Genomic DNA, 17,713 nt, shown 5'->3' on the forward strand with positions numbered 1-17,713 from the left:
CAGCTCTCTCCCCTTGGAGCCGCCTCAGACAATGCTGCGCGGCAACCAGAAGAACATCACAAAACAAAACACCGTCAACCCCACACAAAACCACATGAACCGCCGCTGCCGGCGTTCCCCGGCTCCGGCGGCGTGGGCGGGCAGGGGCATGCCGCAGTGGCGGCATTCGGTTTCTTCGCAAGCGTTGGCCTGTTGGCAATACAGGCAGAGGGGCTGTTCGCTCATTCGAATTGTTCCAGGCGCAGGCGGTCGAGGATGGCGATCTGGCGGCCGTCCTGGGTGATGATCTGTTCATCGATCAGCCGACGGATGATCCTTGAGAAGGTTTCCGGCTGGATCGACAAGTGCCCGGCAATCAATTGCTTGGCCATCGGCAATTCAAAGCGGTCGTCCGCCGCAGGTTGGCGCACCAGTTGCGTCAGCAGGTAGCGCACCACGCGGTGGGTGGCGTTTTTCAGCGACAGGGTTTCGATCTCGTTGACCCGTTGGTGCAAGCGCACACAGAGTTTGCCCAGCAGGGCGAAGGTCAGGCGGCTGTTGCTTTGCAGCAGGCGCATGTAGGTGTTGTTGGACAACCGATAGAGCTGGGTCGGGCAGACCGCTTCGGCCGAGGCCACGTAGTTAGGTGTGTCCATCAGCATCATCGCTTCGGCGAAGGTCTGCCGGTCACCCAGCACCTCGAACACCTTCTCCTGCCCATCGGGCGTCAGGCGGTAGATCTTCACCGCGCCACTGATCACGAAATAGAACGCATCCGCCGGCTCACCCTGGCGGAACAGCGGTTCACCCTTGTCGATGCTCAGCAGTTGGCTGGTGCTCATCAATTCGTTCATCTGCTCGTCGTTCAACGGCTCGAACAAATGATGACTGCGCAGAATCTGGTGGTGGACGCGGTGGAGGACCATGGAAGTTCATCCTGAAAAGGGAAAAAAGGCAGGCGATCCGCTCAGACGAGGCCCAGGGACAGGCTGCTGGCCACGGCGAGGACCGAGCTCAGCACCACAAACCAACCCAATGGCTGAATGATCTTTTTCATGACGACTCCACAGGCAATCAAAGGTAAAGGATGACCGGTGCTGAGCAAGACCCGGGCCATGCGCAATGTCCCTGTTTTTGCTGGACTTATTATTGATCGAGGTCAAAAACACCTCGGTTGAGCCGGTTAAAATAACCACAACTGGTCATTTTAACCGTGTCGAAATGACTCTAAGGTGACGCGCAAGCCCGTGCTGGCTGGCGATGATAGTGGGCACAGCCCTTGCACTCTTGATTTGCGACAAAGGCGTTTGATTATTAATCCCTGATGATTGGACCCGGATTGACCCAGGCGCTGTGTGCGAGTGCCGGGTAGAGCAGAGGAGTGGCTTCATGCAAGTTCTTGAGCGCAGTAAGGCACTGGCGATTCCACCGCTGTTGCGGTTGGCGTTTCGGCCCTTTTTCCTCGCCGGCTGCCTGTTGGCGCTGTTGGCGATTCCGCTGTGGCTGGCCGCTTTCAGCGGTTCGATCGCCAACTGGCAACCGGCGGGTGGCTGGTTGGGTTGGCATCGACATGAATTGTTGTTCGGCTTCGGGCTGGCGATCATCGCCGGCTTCCTGCTGACCGCCGTGCAGACCTGGACCAGTCGCCCGGGCCTGAGCGGCCAGCCACTGGCAGTGCTCGCCGTGGTCTGGCTGTTGGCCCGGGTGGCCTGGCTGGTCAATGCGCCCTGGGCGGTGCTGGCGATCCTCGAGCTGGCGTTCCCGCTGGCGGTGGCCGCGGTGATGGGCGTCACCCTGTGGAAGGTGCGGCAGAAGCGCAACTATCCGATCGTGGTGGTCCTGCTGTTGCTCGCCGCCGCCGACGCCTTGTCCCTGTACGGCTTGCTGGCAGGCCATGAAGGCTTCCAGCGCCAGGGCGTACTGGCCGGTATCTGGCTGGTGGCGGCGATGATGGGCCTGATTGGCGGACGGGTGATTCCGTTCTTCACCCAGCGTGGCCTGGGCCGCAAGGACGCCGTGGTGCCCTGGGCCTGGCTGGACTGGCTGCTGCTGATCGGCTCGCCCCTGGTGGCGGTGTTGTACGCCGTCGGGCCGGCGCTGTACGCCAACGTCTGGGTCGGTCTGCTGTTCGCCGCATTGGGCATCGGCCACCTGATTCGCCTGGTGCGCTGGCATGACCGTGGCCTGTGGCAGGTGCCGCTGCTGTGGTCGCTGCACCTGGCCTATGCCTGGTTGGCCATCGCTTGCCTGGGCATGGCCGCGTGGCACTTCGGCGCGCCCATCAATCCGAGCCTGGCGGTGCATTGCCTGACCATCGGCGCCATGGGCGGCCTGGTGCTGGCGATGATCGCACGGGTCAGCCTCGGCCACACCGGCCGTCCATTGGAGCCGCCACGGGGCATGACCCTGGCGTTCATTGCGCTCAACCTCGGCTGCTTGAGCCGCGTTGGCCTGGTGCTGGTATTCCCCTTGCCCGCGCTGTGGATCGCAGGCGCGTGCTGGGCACTGGCCTTCGCGCTGTACACCTGGCGTTACGCGCCGATGCTGCTGCGTGCCCGGGTCGATGGCCATCCGGGATAGAACTCACGGAGGAAATCCTTGATGTACCCCTTTCTATTGGTGACACACCTGCTGGCCGCTATCGCCTTCATCGGCACGCTGTTTTTCGAAGTGCTGATCTGGCACCAGGCCCGTCAGCAGGTGGTGGGGGCGGCCAGCGCCGACCGGGCCATCGCCGTGCGCTCGCGCAAGGTGCTGCATGGTGTGGTGCTGCTGTTGTACGGCGCCGGCATCGGCATGGCCTGGCAATACCGCAGTGCCTTGAGCAACCCGCTGGCCAGCAGCTTTGGCACCTTGCTGAGCCTGAAGATCGTGCTGGCGCTGAGCATCATCGGCCACTACCTGCTGCTGGCTTTCCTGCTGACCAAGGGGCGCTTGAGCGACACCCGCGCCACCTGGATTCGCCGCAGCATCCTCGGGCACATGGTGCTGATCGTGATCCTCGCCAAGGCGATGTTCTATTGGCACGGTTGAGTCGTCGTTGAAAAAAACAAACCCGCAGCAACCGATGGTTGATGCGGGTTCGATAGGGGAAGGGATCAGCGTGGGTTGAGGGCGTTGATGAACAACACGTTGTTTTCCAGGTGGATGTGCTGCATCAGGTCATCGCGGAACTCCAGCAGCCCGCGATACAGCGCGCGCCAGGTGTTACAGGCATCGGCCGGCGGGGTGATGTTGTTGGTCAGGGCGGCCAGTTTTTCCAGCGACTCGCCATGGTGATCGTGCTCGAAACGCATCACCTGGATCGGCGGAGCTGCCTGCGGGCCGAAACCCTGTTGCAGCATCGGGAACAGCACTTGTTCTTCCTTGAGCATGTGGCTTTCCAGTTCCTGTTGCAGGTCGTTCAACAGGTCGGCCAGGCCGTTGGGGCAGGAGGGGCGCGCACCGTGGACATGTTCGACGCGGCGCGCCAGGCGGATCAGTTCCGGCAGTTGCTCGCGGTGACGGGCGTGGTAGCGAGTCAGCAGGTGGGCGATCAGATCTTCGGACGGTTCGTCGCGCCAGTCGTACTGGGTCTCGCCGGCGTCCTGGAGGATGTGCAGGGCTTCGGCGATCACCACCGGGTCGAGCTCTTTGCTCAGGGCGGCTTCGCGCAGGCTTTTGTGGCCGCCGCAGCAGAAGTCCAGTTTGAAGGTATGAAATATCCGGGTGGCGCCGGGAATGTCGCAGGCCAGTTGGCCAAGGCTTTGTTCCAGCAGGTTAAGGCTCATCAGGGGTTCCTTGTTTCGATTTCAACGGTTCCCCAGGGCCATTGCATTCGACGTGCCATAGTTAATTGGTTGAAAACTATGGGTTTATTTTTTGATGTGGTGATGCGCACCCTGAGAAAGCAGGGTCAATTCCACCGTAGAGGGTGATTACTACCATGCTGCGTGAAAGCCTGGCGGCCGACCTGATCGTCGAGTTGCCCAATGCCGTACGGTTGCAACGATTGGTCCAGACCCTGCGCGAATACTTCCACAGCGGCGCCGTCGGTTTGCTGCGCCTGGATGAAGACAGCCTGCGCCCGGTGGCCACGGTGGGGCTGGCCCACGAGGCCCTGGGCCGGCGTTTCGTCATCGCCCAGCACCCGCGCCTGGCGGCCATCATGGCTTCACGGGAGCCGACCTGGTTCGAGCCCGACAGCCGCCTGCCGGACCCGTACGACGGGCTGGTCGAACACCAGGCCGGCGACTCGCTGTCGGTGCATGACTGCATGGGCGTGAGCCTGTACGTGGACGGCAAGGTCTGGGGCGCGATCACCCTCGATGCCTTGCAGCCCGGCACCTTTGACAGCCGCGCCCGAGACGAACTCAAGCGCTGCACCCTGCAGATCGAAGCGGCGGTGCGGGTGACCCGGCTGGAGCAGGAAAACCGCAGCCTGCGCCTGTCGCGCAATGACCCCCAGGATTTGCACGCACCGGTCGAGGAGGGCGAGATCATCGGCCAGAGCGAAGTGGTGCACCACTTGCTCAATGAGCTGGACGTGCTGGCCGACTCCGACCTGCCGGTGTTGCTGCTGGGTGAGACAGGCGTCGGCAAGGAACTGTTCGCCCGCCGTTTGCACCGGATGTCGCGACGCAGTGACAAGCCATTGATCCAGGTGAACTGCGCGGCATTGCCGGAATCCCTGGCCGAGAGTGAATTGTTCGGCCACATCAAGGGCGCCTTTTCCGGCGCCACCAGCGATCGCGCCGGGCGCTTCGATGCGGCCAACGGCGGCACGCTGTTTCTCGATGAGGTCGGCGAGTTGCCGTTGAGTGTGCAGGCCAAATTGTTACGCACGTTGCAGAACGGCGAGATCCAGCGCCTGGGCGCGGACAAGCCCCTGCATGTCGATGTGCGCATTATCGCCGCGACCAACCGCCACCTGCCGGACAGCATCCGCGACGGCCTGTTTCGCGCCGACCTGTACCACCGCCTCTCGGTGTACCCGGTGCCGATCCCGGCCCTGCGTGAGCGTGGCAACGATGTGCTGATGCTCGCCGGGCATTTTCTCGAACTCAACCGCGCGCGCCTCGGCCTGCGCGGCCTGCGCCTGTCGCCCTCGGCCGAGCGGGCGTTGTTGGCGTACGGCTGGCCGGGCAACGTGCGCGAGCTGGAACACGTCATCAGTCGCGCGGCGTTGAAGGAACTCAGTCGCGGTACCAGTCGCTCGCTGATCATCACCCTGGAGCCGCACGTGCTCGATCTCGACAGTGCGATGAATGCGCAAGGTGCGATAGCCGAACCCGCCCAGGAAGAAGCCCAGGGCGTGCCATTCCAGGCCTTGAGCGATGCGGTGGACGATTGCCAGCGGCAGAAAATCCTCCATTCCCTGCGCCTGGCCGATGACAACTGGGCCCGCGCCGCGCGCATGCTGGAAGTCGATGCCAGCAACCTGCACAAGCTGGCCAAGCGTCTTGGCTTGAAGTAAGCGGCTGAAGTAAGCGCTGCGGTGTTGATGGCGATCAAGGCGGTTTCCCCCGGTGGGTTGCACACTGGGGTGAAAACCACCGGAGAACATCGCCATGTCGCTTTCCCTGGCGCAAATGCGCCGCAACTACACGCTGTTTGGCCTGCAGGACGAGCAGGCGCTGGACGACCCGCTCGAGATGTTCGAGCTGTGGCTGCAGCAGGCCCGCGCCACCGAACAGGCACCGGTCGAGGCCAACAGCATGACGCTGTCCACCGTCGACAGCGAAGGGCGGCCGCACGCCCGTATGTTGTTGCTCAAGGGTGTGAGCGACGAAGGCTTCACCTTTTTCGGTAATTACCAGAGCGACAAGGGCCAGCAACTGGCGGCCAATCCCCACGCCGCGATGACCTTTTTCTGGCCGGGGCTGGAGCGCCAGGTGCGCGTCGAGGGCCAGGTGTCGAAGCTCGATCCGGCATTGTCGGACGCCTATTTCAACAGCCGCTCGGTCTCCAGCCGTCTGGGTGCCTGGGCCTCACCGCAAAGCCGTCCGCTGGCCAGCCGTGCCACCTTGGATTCGCTGCTGGCGGACATCACCAAGCGTTTCGTCGACGAACCCGTGGTGCGCCCCGAGCACTGGGGCGGCTATTGCCTGCATCCCGAGCGCGTGGAGTTCTGGCAGGGCCGCGCCGATCGCCTGCATGACCGCATCGACTACCGCCTGCACGACGGCCACTGGCGCCGCAATCGTCTGGCGCCTTGATCCGGTGTTTCCCGGTCGAGGTATCTCTTTGGAGGAATAGGCCGGACCGCCGTTGCGGTTCAGTCTTGGCACTATCATTTTCCATGGGAGGCTTGAACATGGCCCATCTGGCGCAACGCACCTTCGCACCTTTGAACATCGCGGTGCTGACCATCAGCGACACGCGTACCTTCGACACCGATACCTCGGGACAGACCCTGGCCGATCTGCTGCAAGGCGCCGGGCACCAGTTGATCGACCGCGATCTGGTCAAGGACGACATTTATCAGATCCGCGCCATCGTTTCGCGCTGGATCGCCGACCCCAAGGTGCAGGTCATCCTGATGACCGGCGGTACCGGTTTCACCGCGCGGGACAACACCCCGCAAGCGGTCATGCCGTTGCTGGACAAACACGTGGAAGGCTTCGGTGAAGTGTTCCGTCAGGTGTCGCTGCAAGAGATCGGCATGTCCACCCTGCAATCGCGCGCGCTGGCCGGCATGAGCAACGGCGTGCTGGTGTGCTGCGTGCCGGGTTCGCCCGGTGCCTGCCGCACCGCCTGGAACAAGATCCTCGTCGAGCAACTGGACAGCCGCACCGGCCCGTGTAATTTCGCCCCGCACCTGAAAGCGCAGTCGCAGCAGGTCATCGACGCCTGTGAGTCGCGGCCGTGAGCGGCGGCGTGTGTGACCGCGGCCAGTTGATGCCGGTCGACGAGGCCATTGGTCGATTGCTGGAGCAGGTACCGCCGCCACCCCTGGCGCAGATTATTCCGTTGGAACAGGCGATGGGCCGGGTGCTGGCGGCGGACATTGTATCGCCGGTCAACCTGCCGGCCTGGGACAACAGCGCCATGGACGGTTACGCCCTGCGGGCTGCCGACCTGCCTGCTGAGGGCGGTTATCTGCTGCTGGGTGGACGCATTGCCGCGGGTGACCCAGCGGGCCCGGCGTTGCGTGCGCAGCATGCGGTGCAGATTTTCACCGGTGCGCCATTGCCAGAAGGCGCCGACACGGTGGTACCCCAGGAGATTTGCAGGGTAGAGGGCGACGGTGTGTGGTTCCCGCCCGTGCGCCTGGGGGATCACGTGCGCAAGGAGGGTGAAGAGGTGCGCCGCGGCGCCCTGTTGCTCGAAGCCGGCAAGCGCCTGCGCGCCCAGGAGCTGGGCTTGCTCGCCGGTGCCGGCGTGGCCCGGGTCCAGGTCTATCGGCCGTTGCAGGTGGGGTTGCTCAGCAGCGGCAACGAATTGCGCGAGCCGGGCGAGTCGCTGGCGCCGGGGCAGATCTACAACAGCAATCGCTTCCTGCTCGCCGCACTGCTGCGCGGTTGGGGCGTGGAGGTGCACGACTACGGGGTCATGGCCGATGACCTGGCGACCAGTCGCCAAACCCTGGGCATGGTCGCCTCGCGTTGCGATGTGTTGCTCAGCTCCGGTGGCGTGTCGGTGGGCGAAGAAGACCACCTGAAAAAAGCGATCCAGGAACTGGGCAAGGTCAATTTCTGGCGCCTGGCCATTCAGCCGGGCAAGCCGCTGGCCTTTGGTGAAGTGCTGGGCAAACCGTGGATCGGCATGCCGGGCAATCCATCGGCGGCGCTGATCACCGCGATGGTGGTGGTGCGGCCGTTCCTGCTCAAGGCGCAGGGAGCCCGCGATGTCTTGCCGGTGCCTTTGGCCGTGCCGGCCGGCTTCGACTGGCTGCAATGCAACAAGCGTCGCCAGTACCTGCGCGCGCGCCTGGTGCCCGATGCCGAAGGCCGCCTGAGCGTGGAACTGCACCCGCAACAAAGCTCGGCGATGTTGACCGCCGCCTGTTGGGCCGAAGGGCTGGCGGTGATCGAGTGCGAGGCGCAGGTGCACAAGCACGACAACGTGATGTTCCTGCCTTTCGCCAGCCTCACGCAATGAAGGCAATTGATTGCCGTCAAGGTCGTTCCTGCCGGTCTGGCTAGACTGGCAGCGGCTTTTTTACGCAGGTGCGGACCCTCGCGCCAGACACACCCGACGACGGTCCGCAGGCGTTTCTTCACGAGGATTACCCATGCAACTGGTCTGCCCGGCAGGGAACCTGCCTGCGCTGAAAGCGGCGGTGCGCCAAGGCGCCGATGCCGTGTATGTCGGCTTTCGCGATGACACCAACGCCCGGCATTTTGCGGGGCTGAACATGGACGACAAACAGTTCGACGCCGCCGTCGCCCACATCCACCAGCACCAGCGCAAAATCTACGTGGCGGTCAACACTTACCCGCAGCCCAAGGGCTGGGAGCGTTGGCAACGGGCGGTCGATCGTGCCGCCGATTTCGGCGTGGATGCGCTGATCGCCGCCGACCCCGGCGTGCTCAATTACGCCAGCAAGCGTCACCCCAATCTCAACCTGCACCTGTCGGTGCAGGGCTCGGCCACCAATGCCACGGCGCTGGCGTTCTACGCCCAGCGCTACGACATCCGCCGCGCCGTGCTGCCACGGGTGTTGTCGTTGGCCCAGGTGCGCCAGGTCGCCGCCAGCAGTACCGTGCCGATCGAAGTCTTCGGCTTCGGCAGCCTGTGCATCATGGCCGAAGGGCGTTGCCACCTGTCGTCCTACATCACTGGCGAATCGCCGAACCTGTGCGGCGTGTGCTCGCCGGCCAAGGCGGTGCGCTGGAGCGAAGACAGCGATGGCCTGAGTGCCCGCCTGAGCGAAGTGCTGATCGACCGCTACACCCCGGACGAACCCGCCGGCTATCCGACCTTGTGCAAGGGCCGTTTCCTGGTCGAGGGCAAGCGCTTCCATGCCCTGGAAGAGCCCACCAGCCTCGACACCCTGGACCTGCTGCCGGAGCTCAACGCCATTGGCGTGGAGGCGGTGAAGATCGAGGGCCGGCAACGCAGCCCGGCCTACGTCGAGCAGGTCACGCGGGTGTGGCGCGCCGCCCTGGACGCCCATCGGGGCTCGCCGGGCAGCTTCCGGGTCAAGGAAGAATGGCGCAAGGTGCTGGCCGGCCTGTCCGAAGGCAGCCAGACCACCCTGGGCGCCTACCATCAATCATGGCAATGAGGGAGAGAACATGAAACTCAGCCTTGGACCGGTCCTGTATTACTGGGACAAAGCGCAGCTCGGCAACTTCTACGCCGAGATGTCGAGCCAACCGTTGGACGTGATTTACCTGGGAGAAACCGTCTGCTCGAAACGCCGGGCCTTTTCCCTCGACCAGTGGCTGGGGCTTGGCCGCGAATTGCAGGAGTGCAGCCAGGCGCAACTGGTGATGTCCAGCCTGACGTTGATCGAGGCGGCCTCGGAGCTGTCCAGCGTGCGCCGCCTGTGCGACAACGGCCAGTTGCTGGTGGAAGCCAACGACATGAGCGCGGTGCAGTTCCTCGCCGAACGCAAGTTCCCCTTCGTCGGCGGCCCGGCGCTCAACCTGTACAACGGCCATTCGCTGGGGCAGATGATTGAGAGCGGCATGACCCGCTGGGTGCCGCCGGTGGAATGCTCGGCGGTGCTGATCCGCGATGTGATCGAGCAGGTGCAGGCACTGGGGCATGCGGTGCCGGAGGTGGAAATTTTCGCTTATGGGCATCTGCCGCTGGCTTATTCGGCGCGTTGCTTCACCGCTCGCGCAGAGAACCGGCCGAAGGACGACTGCCAGTTCTGCTGCCTCAACTACCCCGATGGCATGACCCTGACCAGCCAGGAGGGCCAGCCGCTGTTCACCCTCAACGGCATCCAGACCATGTCGGCGGAGGTCACCAACCTGCTTGCCGATTACTCCGGGCTGGTCGCCTGTGGCGCTGACCTGTTGCGCCTGAGCCCGCGTGCCCAGGGCATGAGCGAAGTCATCGCCGCCTATCACAAGGTACTCACCGGTGAAACGCCGCCGTTGTTCGTCGACGGCTGCAACGGTTACTGGCACGGCCAGGCCGGCATGTTGCGTGTCGAGGAGGTGGGCCTGTGCTGAATCGCAAGAAGTGGCTGTTGAAGGGCGCCGATCGCCTGCTGCCGCTGGTGCGCCGCGTGCCGTTCGTGGTGCAGCGCCTGGCCCTGCAACAAGCGCTGAATCGCTGCCTGGCCGAGCCGTTGCGCGACGGCCAGTTCGAAATGCTGCGCGGGCGCTGGCTGTGCCTGCGCATTCCGGACCTGGGCCTGTCCTGGTTCATGACCCTCAACCGCGAAGGCCTGCGCATCGCTGAACAGGCCGAAGCCCACGTGACCATCAGCGGCAACTGGCGCGAGTTCCTGCTCCTGGCCAGCCGCCAGGAAGACCCTGACACGCTGTTCTTCCGTCGCCGCCTGGTGATCGAGGGCGATACCGAGCTGGGTCTGGCGCTGAAGAACCTGATCGACAGCCTCGACCCGGATGTGTTGCCGGTGTGGCTATGGCGCAACCTTGAGCGGGCGGGGAAGGGCCTGGCCACCCAATAAGTCGCCGCCAGCATGACCGGCTCATCGCGGGCAAGCCCGCTCCTACAGGAGAATGCGATCAATTGTAGGAGCGGGCTTGCCCGCGATGAGGCCACCAGTTTCACCAGCCAGCCCATTCGATACCCCGGCTCTTCAAACCGGCGACTAAAGTCTCCTCAAGAGAACACCCTTCATAACCGATATAAACACCAGTTAGTACAACAATGGCTATCTGGAGTTGTTATGTTTACAGGGATCAGGAATATCCGCGTCGGTGCCAAGTTGGCACTGGGTTTTGGCCTCGTATTGGCTTTGACATTGCTGTTGGTCATCGCTGGCTGGCATGCATTGAGCACACTGACCGAGCGAGGGGTGAAGATCGAGAACATCGTAAAGGTCGGTGAATACACAAGAGAGTTGCGCATCGAGCGTCTGCGGGCGGGCAACAATACTCAGGCGGACGCCTTGCGGCCCATTCACCAGGTTCTTGAGCGGCTGGCGGCTCATCTGGACGGTATCAAGGGGCATTACACCACGCCCACCGACAAGGCATTACTGGCGCAGCAGATTGAGGTGGTCAAAGAATACGCGCAGGTCTTGCCTCAATTGAGCCAGCCCGCGAGCGACGCCAAAGCCTTATACGGTCGCCTGGCACAATTGGGCGATCATCTGCTGACCACTTCCCAGCAACTGATCGAGGCGCAGAACAGCAAGCGCGATGCTGACTCGACGACTGCCAAGTCATTACTGGCAGGGATCGGCGCGCTGGCGTTGGTGATCGGCGCCCTGACGGCCTGGATCATCACCCGGCAGATCGTCGACCCGCTGGGCCACACCCTTCAAGCCATGTCGCGCGTGGCCCAGGGCGATCTGAGCCACGACGTGAAGGTTGACCGGCGCGACGAGCTCGGCCAACTGCAGTCGAGCCTGCAACAGATGACCCTGGCCTTGCGCCAGTTGATCGGCGGCATTCGCCACAGCGTGGTCCAGGTGGCCAGCGCCGCCGAGCAGTTGTCGGCGGTCACCGAGCAGACCAGCGCCGGGGTCAACAGCCAGAAAATGGAAACCGACCATGTCGCCTCGGCCATGAACCAGATGACCGCGACGGTGCAGGACGTGGCTCGCAACGCCGAAGAGGCTTACCGCGCCGCTACAACGGCCGATCAGCAGGCCTCAGAAGGTGAGCGCGTGGTGGGCGACGCCATCGAGCGCATCGAGCGCCTGGCGGAGGAAGTCGGCGGTTCGGCGAAGGCCGTGGCGCACCTGAAAGGGCAGAGCGACAAGATCGGCGGCGTACTGGACGTGATCAAGGCCGTGGCGCAGCAGACCAACCTGCTGGCCCTGAACGCAGCGATTGAAGCGGCCCGCGCCGGCGAAGCGGGGCGCGGCTTTGCCGTGGTGGCCGATGAAGTGCGCAACCTGGCCCGCCGCACCCAGCAGTCCACCGAGGAAATCGAAGGCCTGATCGGCGGGATCCAGAGCAGCACCCTGGCCGTTTCCACGAGCATGGACACCAGCCTGGACATGAGCCAGAGCAGCGTCGAATTCACCCGGCGGGCGGTGGATTCGCTGGAAGGCATCACCCGCACGGTGTCGACCATCCAGGCGATGAACCAACAGATCGCCACGGCTGCGGAGCAACAGAGTGCGGTGGCCGAAGAGATCAACCGCAGTGTGATCAATGTGCGCGATATTTCCGATCAGACCGCCAACGCCAGCGAAGAAACCGCCGCTTCGAGCGTCGAACTGGCGCGGTTGGGGCATGAGCTGGAAGAGTTGGTTGGGAAATTCACGGTCTGACCTTGGTTGGCAGGCCTGGCCTCATCGCGGGCAAGCCCGCTCCCACAGGTTTTGAGAACACCGAGAACCTTGTGGGAGCGGGCTTGCCCGCGATGAGGCCGGTACATCCAGTGAAGATGTAATTACCGAGCCTGCGCCCGAGTCTCATGCTGCATCCCATCACTGACAATCAACTGCCGGATCCCCTCGAACAACTGGTCACTCTGCTCCTGGGTGCAATCCTCGCCATAGCGCTTGCGCAAGCCGTAATGGCTGAGAATCAGGTGCACATCGGCGTGCAACCCATGCTGCTTCAGGCAATTCTCCACGCACTGCAACGGGCAGCCATCGAGGGCGTAGATCCGCCGTCCCGAACGCGCCTTGTTTACCAGCGACCCGACATGCCCGCCGAGGCCGGCGATGCAGGACATTTCCGCGACCCCGCTGCGGTCCAGGCGCACGGCCAGGTTGTTGGCCAGTTGCGCGACGTTGGAACAGCCCGAGCAGGAGTAAACCAGCGGCAGCGTTGAAGGGGGCATGGGGACTCTCCTGTGGTGAATTGTCCCAGTGTGCAAGCTGCGCGGCGTTACACAATTGATTGCAATCAATTTCGCCTACTGGAACGCCGCCAGCGCCTCTTCATCGGCCAGCAGGCGGATGTTGCGCCGCTCCATCGCAATCAGCTCGCACTCGACCAGCCGATGCAGGATGCGCGAGAACGTCTCCGGCTGGATCCCCAGCTTGGACGCCACCAGGCGCTTGGACACCTGCAAAGTGATCTGGCCGGTGGTGGGGTGGCGTTCCTGCAACAGGAAGTTGATCACCCGCCGGCTGGCGCTGGCCATGGTCAGGGTGTCGATGTCGCGCAGGCGCAGGTGCAAGTGAATGCTCATGCTCGCCAGGATCGCCAGGCAGACCTTCGGCGCATCTTCCAGGGCATTGCGATAGTGCTGGCCGTCGATGCTCACCAGCACGCTGTCTTTCAGCGCCGTGGCGCTGACCGGGTACTGGCGGGCCTGGCTGAATAGCAGGGCTTCGGCGAATGTCTGGCCGGCCTGGATGATTTCCACCAGGTTTTCCTGGCCTTCGCCGGTCAGCCGGTACAGCTTGATCTGGCCGCTGATCAGCAGGAAGAAGCGCTTGGCCGGGTCGCCCTGGTGCATCAGTGTGCTGTGGCAGCTCAGGCGCTTGAGCATGGCCAGGGAGCAGACTTCTTCGAAGACCTTCTCCGGCAACTGGCTGAACAGGTGATGACGGCGCAACGTTAAAACGATGGATGGGTGGGTCAGCATGGCGTACCTCCGCTGTCGCTCATAGTAGAGAGCGCAGGCCGCTTGACCTATGCCTCTGCCGGCCTACCTCCAAGGAGGCATGCGTTTCAACCCGCACTGTGCAGGTGCTCCATGGCCCAGACGGCCGCTTCGACCCGCGAGCGCAAGCCGAGCTTGTGCAGCAGGTTCTTCACATGCACCTTGACCGTGCCTTCGGTGATCCCCAGGCGGTGCCCGATCACCTTGTTGCTCAGGCCCGCGGCGATGGTCTTGAGTACCTGGCGCTCGCGCTCGGTCAGCTCCACCACCACCTGGCGTGGCGGTGAGCGCAGGGCCTGGGCCATGACCCGGGTCAGTCCGGGGCTGACCACCAGCGTGCCGTTCATGGCATCGCGGATGTACTGGATCAGCAGCTCAGGCTCCATGTCCTTGAGCAAATAGCCGTCGGCATCCAGGCGCAGGGCGTCGCGAATGTCGTCCTCGGCATCGGACACGGTGAACATCAGCACCTTGCCGGTGTAGTTCATCGCCCGCAGGTGGCGCAGGGTCTCGATGCCGTTCATTTGCGGCATGTTGTTGTCGAGCAGCACCAGGTCCGGTTGCAGCGGCTCGATCAGGGTCAGGGCTTCTTCGCCGTGGTTGGCTTCGCCGACGATCATAAAGTCATCTTCGAGTTCGAGCATCTGGCGGATGCCGCGACGCATCATCGGATGATCGTCGACCAGCAGGATTCGGTGTTGGGTGTTCATGCGACGCTACCTTCTGTGTGCCGTCCGAGAAACTCCGGGAGGAACTCCATCTGGACGAGGGTGCCCTGGGGTTCCCTGGAAAAAATGTGTAAATGCCCGCGCAGGCTGCGCGCCCGTTCATCCATGATGTTCAGGCCGTGGTGTTCGCGCTGGTCGACGTTGCCGCTGAAACCACGGCCGTCGTCCTCGATCGACAGGCGCACGGTTTCGCCGTCCTGGCGCAGCTCCAGCCAGGCGTTCTGCGCATGGGCATGGCGCAGGCAGTTGGAGAGGGCTTCGCGGGTGATTTGCAGGATGTGGATCTGCTCGGTGGCCGACAGCTCGAAGGCCAGGGTGTCGACGTGCAGGTGCACCTTGAACTCGCCACGGCGGGTGAACTCCGCAGCGGCGTCCTTGAGTTCCTGGACCAGCCCGGCATCGTGAATCTGCAAGCGGAAGGTGGTCAGCAGCTCGCGCAACTGGCGATAGGCATTATTCAGGCCTTCGCGCAATTCTGCGGTGACGTTCTCCAGAGTCTGCACCGGCTCGCCGCGACGCATCAGGGTCTGCATGCGGCTGACTTGCAGCTTCATGTACGACAGCGCCTGGGCCAGCGAGTCGTGCAGCTCGCGGGCGATGATCGTGCGCTCTTCGAGCAGTAGCAGGCGATGGTCCTGCTCGCGCTGGCGCTTGAGCGACAGCGAGGTGCCGATCAGGTTGGCCAAGGCCTGGATCAATTGCGTTTCCCAGGCCTGGGTCGGATGGCCGTCGATGAAGTGCGCCTTGAGTTCGCCCAGTTGGCTGCCCTGGTTGCTGATGCTGAAAGTCTGCTGGCTGGTGTTGTGGTGGCGCTCGCAGGTGGCGCAATCGCTGCTGGCGCAGACTTCACGGCTGTTGGCGCCGTGCAGGGCGATCAACTGCTGCGCGGGGGCTTGCTCCTGGCCTTGCAGGCACAGCGACAGGCGCAGGCCGGGCAGGCGTTGCTGGAAGCGGCGGATCAGGTCGTCCAGCCCTTCGGCATTGGCCAGGCGCGTGGCCAGGTTGCGGCTGCTTTGATACAGCAGCTCCAGCGCGGCGTTGGCCTGTTGCAGGTTGAGGGTTTTCTGCTGCACCTGGCTTTCCAGGGTGCGGTGGGATTGCTCGATGGTCTCGGCCATGGCATTGAAACTGGTGGCCAACTGGCCCAGCTCGTCATCGGACTGATGGTTGACCCGCACCTGGAAATCGCCGCGACGAAAACGCCCGGTGGCGTCCACCAGTTCCTTGAGCGGCGAGACCACGCCGTACTGCAATTCATACAGGCCGATCAGCAGGATGAACATGGTGGAGAACAGCGCCATGCCCTGGATCAGTTGTTGCCAGCCCTGCTTTTGTTCGCTGCGCCGTTGCAGCAGGCTGACGAACTCGTTGAGTCGTTCGACGAAGGGCTGCGCCTGGGCCTCGAACGCCGCCGCGTCGCCACGCTCCAGCGCCGGGTGCAGCACTTCGCGCCACTGTTGCTGGAGCTGCCCGTAACTGACTTGCAGCGCGGTGGTCGGGCCATCTTCCAGCACCGCCTTGAGCGACTGGCTGTTGAGGCGCCCTTGCAGGCTGGCGCTGATCTCGGCGATTTCGGCGGCGGGGGCGCTGGCGGCGAGTTTCCAGCTCAGGTGGTAGGTCTCCATGCGCACCGAGCCTGCGGTGTTGATGGCGGCGGCATCGCCCTGGCTGAACCAGGCGATCAGGCCGGCGCTCAAGGAGCTGGCCAGCGCGAGCACGGCGATCAGGATCACCGCCAGGCCGGCGCGGGCGGGCAGGGAACTGCGTAACCAGCGGATCATGACCGCTGACCTTGGCAGAACACGAAAAAACAAGGCATGGGGCGTTCCAGGGTAAGTGGGCGCCCGATCCCGGGCACGCTACCTCTAAAGAGTTGTCGACGAATCCCTGTCGACAGAACACTGGGTGGAAAATGCCAAAACACTGATAAACCAAGGGTTTCAGGCTTTTCCTAGCCTACCTCCAAAGAGGTAGATGGCCCCAGCATAGGCCTGGAGCCACAGGGTCGACTTTGATGCAGATCAAGTTTTTGCGGGGTAGGGCTCTTTAGTCTGCGGCCATGGCTAACTGACTGGGAGAACATCGTGAGCCAACCCCGTGTACAACAAGGCTTGGTGTTGGGTATGAGTACCCTGGCCTTCACTGTCTGTTTCATGGTCTGGATGATGTTCGCCGTGCTCGGCGTTCCTATCAAGGAACTGCTGCAGCTCAACGAAACCCAGTTCGGCCTGCTGGCCGCCACGCCGGTGCTGACCGGTTCCCTGGTGCGCCTGCCGCTGGGCCTGCTGACCGACCGCTTCGGCGGGCGCATCGTGTTCTTCCTGCTGATGCTGTGCTGCGTCGGCCCGCTCTACCTGATCAGCCACGCCACCGCCTACTGGCAATTTCTGCTGTTGGGCCTGTTCGTCGGCCTGGCCGGTGGTTCGTTCTCGGTGGGCATCGCCTACGTCGCCAAGTGGTTCGACAAGGACAGCCAGGGTTTTGCCATGGGCGTGTTCGGGGCCGGCAACGCCGGTTCCGCGGTGACCAAGTTCCTCGCCCCGGCGTTGATTGCGGCCGGTAGCTGGCAGCTGGTGCCAAAGGTCTTCAGCGCCATCCTGTTCATTACCGCGCTGCTGTTCTGGTTCCTGAGTGCTGACAACAAGGCGCACCGCAGCGCTTCCGGCGCGACCCTGCGCGAGCAACTGGCGTCGCTGAAAGACCCGGCCGTGTGGCGCTACTGCCAGTACTACTCGATCGTCTTCGGTGGCTACGTCGCCCTGGCGTTGTGGATGACCAAGTACTACGTGCAGGAATACGGTTTCAGCCTGCAAAGCGCGGCGCTGCTGGCCGCCTGTTTCTCCCTGCCCGGCGGCGTGCTGCGTGCCGTCGGCGGCTGGATGTCCGATCGCTGGGGCGCGCAGAGCGTGACCTGGTGGGTGCTGTGGGTGAGCTGGATCTGCCTGTTTCTGTTGTCGTACCCGCAAACCCAGCTGCAAGTGCAAACCATCAATGGTCCGGTGGATTTCCACATCGGCCTCAACCCGGCGCTGTTCACCGTGCTGCTGTTCGTCATGGGCATCGCCTTCGCGTTCGGCAAGGCCTCGGTCTTCAAGTACATCGCCAACGACTATCCGAAAAACATGGGCGCGGTGTCCGGCATCGTCGGCCTGGCCGGCGGCCTGGGCGGCTTCGTCCTGCCGATCATGTTCGGCGCCCTGGTGGACCTCACCGGCGTGCGCTCCTCCTGCTTCATGTTGCTGTACGGGGTGGTCTGGGTGTCCCTGATCTGGATGTACCTCAGCGAAGTACGCAAGAGCCCGGTGCTCGGTAAAGAGCCACCGCTGCCTCGTTCCTGAATTCGAGTATTAGAAGGAGAACAC

General features: G+C 63.4%; 18 protein-coding genes. 11 read left to right on the plus strand and 7 right to left on the minus strand.

The features are described 5' to 3' along the window. Window positions 1-24: 24 nt before the first annotated feature. Window positions 25-225: a protein DnrP gene (locus tag ABVN20_RS22805; protein WP_368558004.1), complete on the minus strand. Its 201-nt coding sequence runs from the start codon at window positions 223-225 to the stop codon at window positions 25-27. Then, complete coding sequence (locus tag ABVN20_RS22810; protein ID WP_368558005.1) at window positions 222-905, minus strand: Crp/Fnr family transcriptional regulator; 684 nt, start codon at window positions 903-905, stop codon at window positions 222-224. Before ABVN20_RS22810 ends, ABVN20_RS22805 begins: the two co-directional genes overlap by 4 nt. Window positions 906-1,368: 463 nt before the next feature. Between ABVN20_RS22810 and ABVN20_RS22815 the strand changes: the two genes are divergently transcribed. Further along, window positions 1,369-2,559 (plus strand): NnrS family protein, encoded by a 1,191-nt coding sequence (locus ABVN20_RS22815; RefSeq protein ID WP_368558006.1) that lies wholly within the window; start codon window positions 1,369-1,371, stop codon window positions 2,557-2,559. Window positions 2,560-2,580: 21 nt separating this feature from the next. Beyond that, the gene (locus tag ABVN20_RS22820) at window positions 2,581-3,012 is read left to right on the plus strand and encodes a hypothetical protein (protein ID WP_368558007.1); all 432 of its coding nucleotides are present in this window, start codon (window positions 2,581-2,583) and stop codon (window positions 3,010-3,012) included. A 65-nt stretch (window positions 3,013-3,077) separates the two neighbouring features. Here ABVN20_RS22820 and ytfE read toward each other — a convergent pair whose 3' ends face one another. After that, a complete protein-coding gene (gene ytfE / locus ABVN20_RS22825; protein ID WP_368558008.1) occupies window positions 3,078-3,749 on the minus strand; it encodes an iron-sulfur cluster repair protein YtfE in 672 nt (223 codons plus the stop codon). Window positions 3,750-3,904: 155 nt separating this feature from the next. On the opposite strand from ytfE, the gene norR reads away from it, so the two are divergent. From norR to ABVN20_RS22865, 8 genes are all read left to right on the plus strand, one after another. Then, a complete protein-coding gene (gene norR, locus ABVN20_RS22830; protein WP_368558009.1) occupies window positions 3,905-5,434 on the plus strand; it encodes a nitric oxide reductase transcriptional regulator NorR in 1,530 nt (509 codons plus the stop codon). 94 nt (window positions 5,435-5,528) lie between these two features. Beyond that, window positions 5,529-6,176 carry a pyridoxamine 5'-phosphate oxidase gene (pdxH, locus tag ABVN20_RS22835; RefSeq protein ID WP_368558010.1) on the plus strand — a complete coding sequence of 216 codons (648 nt, stop codon included), beginning with the start codon at window positions 5,529-5,531 and terminating at the stop codon, window positions 6,174-6,176. A 98-nt stretch (window positions 6,177-6,274) separates the two neighbouring features. Then, window positions 6,275-6,829, plus strand: coding sequence for a molybdenum cofactor biosynthesis protein B (gene moaB / locus ABVN20_RS22840; protein ID WP_368558011.1), 555 nt, complete (start codon window positions 6,275-6,277; stop codon window positions 6,827-6,829). Next, window positions 6,826-8,061 (plus strand): gephyrin-like molybdotransferase Glp, encoded by a 1,236-nt coding sequence (gene glp / locus ABVN20_RS22845; protein WP_368558012.1) that lies wholly within the window; start codon window positions 6,826-6,828, stop codon window positions 8,059-8,061. The genes moaB and glp overlap by 4 nt, the downstream gene beginning before the upstream one ends. 133 nt (window positions 8,062-8,194) lie before the next feature. Continuing rightward, the gene (locus ABVN20_RS22850; protein ID WP_368558013.1) at window positions 8,195-9,190 is read left to right on the plus strand and encodes a peptidase U32 family protein; all 996 of its coding nucleotides are present in this window, start codon (window positions 8,195-8,197) and stop codon (window positions 9,188-9,190) included. Between the two features lie 10 nt (window positions 9,191-9,200). Then, the gene (locus ABVN20_RS22855) at window positions 9,201-10,091 is read left to right on the plus strand and encodes a U32 family peptidase (protein ID WP_368558014.1); all 891 of its coding nucleotides are present in this window, start codon (window positions 9,201-9,203) and stop codon (window positions 10,089-10,091) included. Then, a complete protein-coding gene (locus tag ABVN20_RS22860) occupies window positions 10,085-10,555 on the plus strand; it encodes an SCP2 domain-containing protein (RefSeq protein WP_368558015.1) in 471 nt (156 codons plus the stop codon). Before ABVN20_RS22855 ends, ABVN20_RS22860 begins: the two co-directional genes overlap by 7 nt. A 222-nt stretch (window positions 10,556-10,777) precedes the next feature. Further along, window positions 10,778-12,334, plus strand: coding sequence for a methyl-accepting chemotaxis protein (locus ABVN20_RS22865; RefSeq protein ID WP_368558016.1), 1,557 nt, complete (start codon window positions 10,778-10,780; stop codon window positions 12,332-12,334). Between the two features lie 122 nt (window positions 12,335-12,456). Here ABVN20_RS22865 and ABVN20_RS22870 read toward each other — a convergent pair whose 3' ends face one another. The 4 genes from ABVN20_RS22870 to ABVN20_RS22885 all read right to left on the minus strand — a co-directional run bounded on the left by ABVN20_RS22870 (window position 12,457) and on the right by ABVN20_RS22885 (window position 16,132). Continuing rightward, on the minus strand, window positions 12,457-12,852 hold the full coding sequence (locus ABVN20_RS22870; RefSeq protein ID WP_368558017.1) for a putative zinc-binding protein: 396 nt from the start codon (window positions 12,850-12,852) through the stop codon (window positions 12,457-12,459). Between the two features lie 75 nt (window positions 12,853-12,927). Beyond that, a complete protein-coding gene (locus ABVN20_RS22875; RefSeq protein ID WP_368558018.1) occupies window positions 12,928-13,605 on the minus strand; it encodes a Crp/Fnr family transcriptional regulator in 678 nt (225 codons plus the stop codon). 86 nt (window positions 13,606-13,691) lie between these two features. Beyond that, window positions 13,692-14,333, minus strand: coding sequence for a two-component system response regulator NarL (gene narL / locus ABVN20_RS22880; RefSeq protein WP_368558019.1), 642 nt, complete (start codon window positions 14,331-14,333; stop codon window positions 13,692-13,694). Continuing rightward, window positions 14,330-16,132: a HAMP domain-containing protein gene (locus ABVN20_RS22885; RefSeq protein ID WP_368558020.1), complete on the minus strand. Its 1,803-nt coding sequence runs from the start codon at window positions 16,130-16,132 to the stop codon at window positions 14,330-14,332. Before ABVN20_RS22885 ends, narL begins: the two co-directional genes overlap by 4 nt. A gap of 303 nt (window positions 16,133-16,435) precedes the next feature. On the opposite strand from ABVN20_RS22885, the gene ABVN20_RS22890 reads away from it, so the two are divergent. Next, the gene (locus ABVN20_RS22890; protein ID WP_368558021.1) at window positions 16,436-17,689 is read left to right on the plus strand and encodes a nitrate/nitrite transporter; all 1,254 of its coding nucleotides are present in this window, start codon (window positions 16,436-16,438) and stop codon (window positions 17,687-17,689) included. Window positions 17,690-17,713 lie beyond the last annotated feature (24 nt).

This window comes from Pseudomonas sp. MYb118, assembly GCF_040947875.1.
In the GTDB taxonomy this organism is placed as follows: domain Bacteria; phylum Pseudomonadota; class Gammaproteobacteria; order Pseudomonadales; family Pseudomonadaceae; genus Aquipseudomonas.

Coding starts and splice junctions, on each gene's coding strand:
- ABVN20_RS22805 (WP_368558004.1), bottom strand. CDS start 225: ATGAGCGAACAGCCCCTCTGCCTGTATTGCCAACAGGCCAACGCTTGC.
- ABVN20_RS22810 (WP_368558005.1), bottom strand. CDS start 905: ATGGTCCTCCACCGCGTCCACCACCAGATTCTGCGCAGTCATCATTTG.
- ABVN20_RS22815 (WP_368558006.1), top strand. CDS start 1,369: ATGCAAGTTCTTGAGCGCAGTAAGGCACTGGCGATTCCACCGCTGTTG.
- ABVN20_RS22820 (WP_368558007.1), top strand. CDS start 2,581: ATGTACCCCTTTCTATTGGTGACACACCTGCTGGCCGCTATCGCCTTC.
- ytfE (WP_368558008.1), bottom strand. CDS start 3,749: ATGAGCCTTAACCTGCTGGAACAAAGCCTTGGCCAACTGGCCTGCGAC.
- norR (WP_368558009.1), top strand. CDS start 3,905: ATGCTGCGTGAAAGCCTGGCGGCCGACCTGATCGTCGAGTTGCCCAAT.
- pdxH (WP_368558010.1), top strand. CDS start 5,529: ATGTCGCTTTCCCTGGCGCAAATGCGCCGCAACTACACGCTGTTTGGC.
- moaB (WP_368558011.1), top strand. CDS start 6,275: ATGGCCCATCTGGCGCAACGCACCTTCGCACCTTTGAACATCGCGGTG.
- ABVN20_RS22850 (WP_368558013.1), top strand. CDS start 8,195: ATGCAACTGGTCTGCCCGGCAGGGAACCTGCCTGCGCTGAAAGCGGCG.
- ABVN20_RS22855 (WP_368558014.1), top strand. CDS start 9,201: ATGAAACTCAGCCTTGGACCGGTCCTGTATTACTGGGACAAAGCGCAG.
- ABVN20_RS22865 (WP_368558016.1), top strand. CDS start 10,778: ATGTTTACAGGGATCAGGAATATCCGCGTCGGTGCCAAGTTGGCACTG.
- ABVN20_RS22870 (WP_368558017.1), bottom strand. CDS start 12,852: ATGCCCCCTTCAACGCTGCCGCTGGTTTACTCCTGCTCGGGCTGTTCC.
- ABVN20_RS22875 (WP_368558018.1), bottom strand. CDS start 13,605: ATGCTGACCCACCCATCCATCGTTTTAACGTTGCGCCGTCATCACCTG.
- narL (WP_368558019.1), bottom strand. CDS start 14,333: ATGAACACCCAACACCGAATCCTGCTGGTCGACGATCATCCGATGATG.
- ABVN20_RS22885 (WP_368558020.1), bottom strand. CDS start 16,132: ATGATCCGCTGGTTACGCAGTTCCCTGCCCGCCCGCGCCGGCCTGGCG.